This is a genomic window from Nocardia sp. NPDC058497, assembly GCF_042720195.1.
In the GTDB taxonomy this organism is placed as follows: domain Bacteria; phylum Actinomycetota; class Actinomycetes; order Mycobacteriales; family Mycobacteriaceae; genus Nocardia.
Genome location: NZ_JBHXMY010000557.1, coordinates 1209 through 3844, shown reverse-complemented (window position 1 = coordinate 3844; position 2636 = coordinate 1209). Strand labels below are relative to the sequence as shown.

3 protein-coding genes are annotated in these 2636 nt (G+C 63.8%); all 3 read left to right on the top strand.

Annotated features, from left to right (window positions below; all coding sequences use genetic code 11):
* The first annotated feature begins 72 nt into the window (after positions 1-72).
* The 3 genes from ACFWPJ_RS27125 (at position 73) to ACFWPJ_RS27115 (ending at position 2543) form a co-directional block, all read left to right on the top strand.
* Positions 73-864 carry a helix-turn-helix domain-containing protein gene (locus ACFWPJ_RS27125; protein WP_378855463.1) on the top strand — a complete coding sequence of 264 codons (792 nt, stop codon included), beginning with the start codon at positions 73-75 and terminating at the stop codon, positions 862-864.
* 318 nt (positions 865-1182) lie between these two features.
* Entirely contained in the window at positions 1183-2010 is an 828-nt protein-coding gene (locus tag ACFWPJ_RS27120; RefSeq protein ID WP_378855461.1) for a hypothetical protein, read from the top strand.
* The gene (locus ACFWPJ_RS27115; RefSeq protein WP_378855459.1) at positions 2010-2543 is read left to right on the top strand and encodes a hypothetical protein; all 534 of its coding nucleotides are present in this window, start codon (positions 2010-2012) and stop codon (positions 2541-2543) included. The genes ACFWPJ_RS27120 and ACFWPJ_RS27115 overlap by 1 nt, the downstream gene beginning before the upstream one ends.
* The last annotated feature ends 93 nt before the right edge of the window (positions 2544-2636 follow it).

Genomic DNA, 2636 nt, shown 5'->3' with positions numbered 1-2636 from the left:
CAACTGCCCTGCCTGCGACTATAGGAAAAATCGGCACAGACAAGGCGGGCCGCGGCACCTACTGTTGACCGGGTGAGCACGCAGTATCTGACCTCAGCCCAGCTCGAGACGCCGGTGCCGACGCCGGAATCCCTGCGCCCCTGGCTCACCGAGCTGACCAGCACGCCCGTCTACGACGACCTCTCCCAGCCGTTCGCTCATCCGCCCGTGGCGTCGACGACGGTGGTGCTGCGCACCGAACAGTCGGGCAGGAGAGCGGCTTTCGTCGTCGGAGCGCAGACGAAGGCGTCATACTCTCGGGCCGACAAGCCCGCCGGATGCGTGCGGCTGCGCCTGGCGCCCGGAGTGACCCGTCAGCTGCTCGGCGTGGCCGCGGGCGAGCTCACCGACCGGGTTGTGCGGCTCGACGACTTGCCGGGACCACTGAGCTCGAGCCAACTGACCCGGCTGCCCGCCGACGAAGCGATCACCTATCTGGAAGAAGTTCTCCCGAACCAGGTCTCCGAAACCGGCACCGAACGCGCGCACCGCATCGTGCTGCGCCAGGCCATCTCGGCGCTCACCGCCGCCGATGCCCCGGCCATCCCCCACCTCGCCGCCCGGCTCGCCGTCAGCGAACGCCAGCTGCGAAACCTGTTCGCCACCGGAATCGGCCTGTCCCCCAAGCACTTCGCCCGCATCGACCGCATCCACCGCGTCCTCGCCTACGCGGGCAACACACCCTGGTCCCACCTGGCCGCAGGCACCGGCTACTACGACCAGTCCCACCTCACCGCCGATTTCCGCACCCTGATGGGCGTCCCACCGGCGGCCTACCTGCACGGCCGGCTCCCCGCCCCGACCCGCTGCCGGGTGCCGCGCTGAATCACGATGCACGCCGCGCATATGCGGGCATCGACCTGACCGTTTCAGGAGCGAGCCACCGGTGGAAGGCCGACCCACCGAGCGAGCTGCGGACCGGACCGCCGAAATCTGCGCGACGAGGTCCTGGCAGGGCAACGCAGGCTGCACAATCGGGCATGCGCGAGGTGGACTTCACACGAAACAGACTGGCGTTTCATGAGTAGTTTGTCGATGTTTCACATGATGATTTCATAGTTTTTCAGAGTGGCACCCGGCAGGGCAACGCCCAATCCAGCAGCAAGACACCATGATCGCACTGCTAGCGGTACCTTCGTCGGCATGAGTGAGGATCCGTTCGCAGATCTGGTCGACGAGCCCGCCCTGAGTTCCCAGGCCGCCGTCACTGCTCTGCTCAGCAGCGCCAAGCGGGCCTACACGCCTGTGCGAAACAGTTTCGTTCAGCGGCCTCCGGGGAGCGCTGAACGTGGATCGACGCTTGCGATCCTGGTCCGGAACCGTCAAGAGCGTGCACTCGATGCGATCCTCTTGGTGTACGCACTACAACCGGTGCTGTCGAACTCGGATCCACTCCCCTTCGGCACCTGGGCCCATTTGTTGAGCACCCGGAAGCCCTGCAGTGTCACCACTGTTTCCAAGACCTTCCGTGTTCTCGAGGAGTTTCGACTCACCGTCAAGACTCGCCTCGGCCACTCGACGATCGTCACGCCGCTCATGGAGGACGGAACCGGAAAGGCATGGTCGAAACCAGGGCAGCCGACCGCCGACGTCGACACCGGGGGCTATTTCGCTGTGCCACACGACTATTGGACGGCAGGATACGTTGACTACCTGCGGCTGCCCGGCAAGGCAATGCTCTTGATCATGCTCAAAGAGACCCAGGGCACTCCGGCGTTCGAGATGGCAGTCGAACGAGCATCCGAGTGGTACGGGATCTCCGAACGGACTGCTGAGCGTGGATATACCGAACTCAGCAATGCCGGGCTGCTCGACATCCATGTCCAGCGAGTTGCCTCGCCTCGTCTACCTCCCGGGGTGCGCCGCGAGCGATATCACCGCGCTCTACGAACGCCGTTCAGCACGACGCGTCGTCGCGAATTGCAGATCGAAGCACGGAAACACTCGAGGGCCACGGACAAGGGGGCGTAGTGGAGCAGCTTGCCGGATCTCACATATTCGTCGACGAATCAGCCAGGCAGGGTCGCTATATTCTGTGCGCCACCGCGATCGCCGCCGCGAACAGCAACAGGATACGGGCAGCCGTTATGGCGTTGCGGCCCAAAGGTTCCAGCAGAATCCACATGAAGCAGGTCGACAAGCGGAGCGCGATACCGATCATCGCCGGCGTGGCAACTCTCGACGCTCACAGCACTCTCTTCGTCGTTCACAAGCGCTGCTCGACTCGCGAGGCTCGTGACCTCGCACTCGGTGTGGCCTTCGACCATCTGTACAAAAGCGGCGCGGTACGCGCAGTAATCGAAAGTTGCGAGCAGGACCACGAGGACAGAAGAGTCATCCGCAACGCCATCGGCACTCAGACCCGACTGCACTATGACCACGAGCCCGCCGGGTGCACGAACGCATTGCTTTGGATACCGGATATCCACGCCTGGGCCTGGGGCCGTGGCGGAAAAGCGAGGCAGACGATCGACCACCGAATCACAGTCCTGGACCTCCGATAAATGGAGCGAGCCGTGCCCCGGAAGGGCCAGGCGCAATTCCAATTGGCACGCAAAGCAGGAAACCCATCCAAGTATCATCCACAAACGGTGGAT

Excerpts from the sequence above, each read along its gene's own strand:
- ACFWPJ_RS27120 (WP_378855461.1), top strand. The coding sequence starts at position 1,183 with ATGAGTGAGGATCCGTTCGCAGATCTGGTCGACGAGCCCGCCCTGAGT.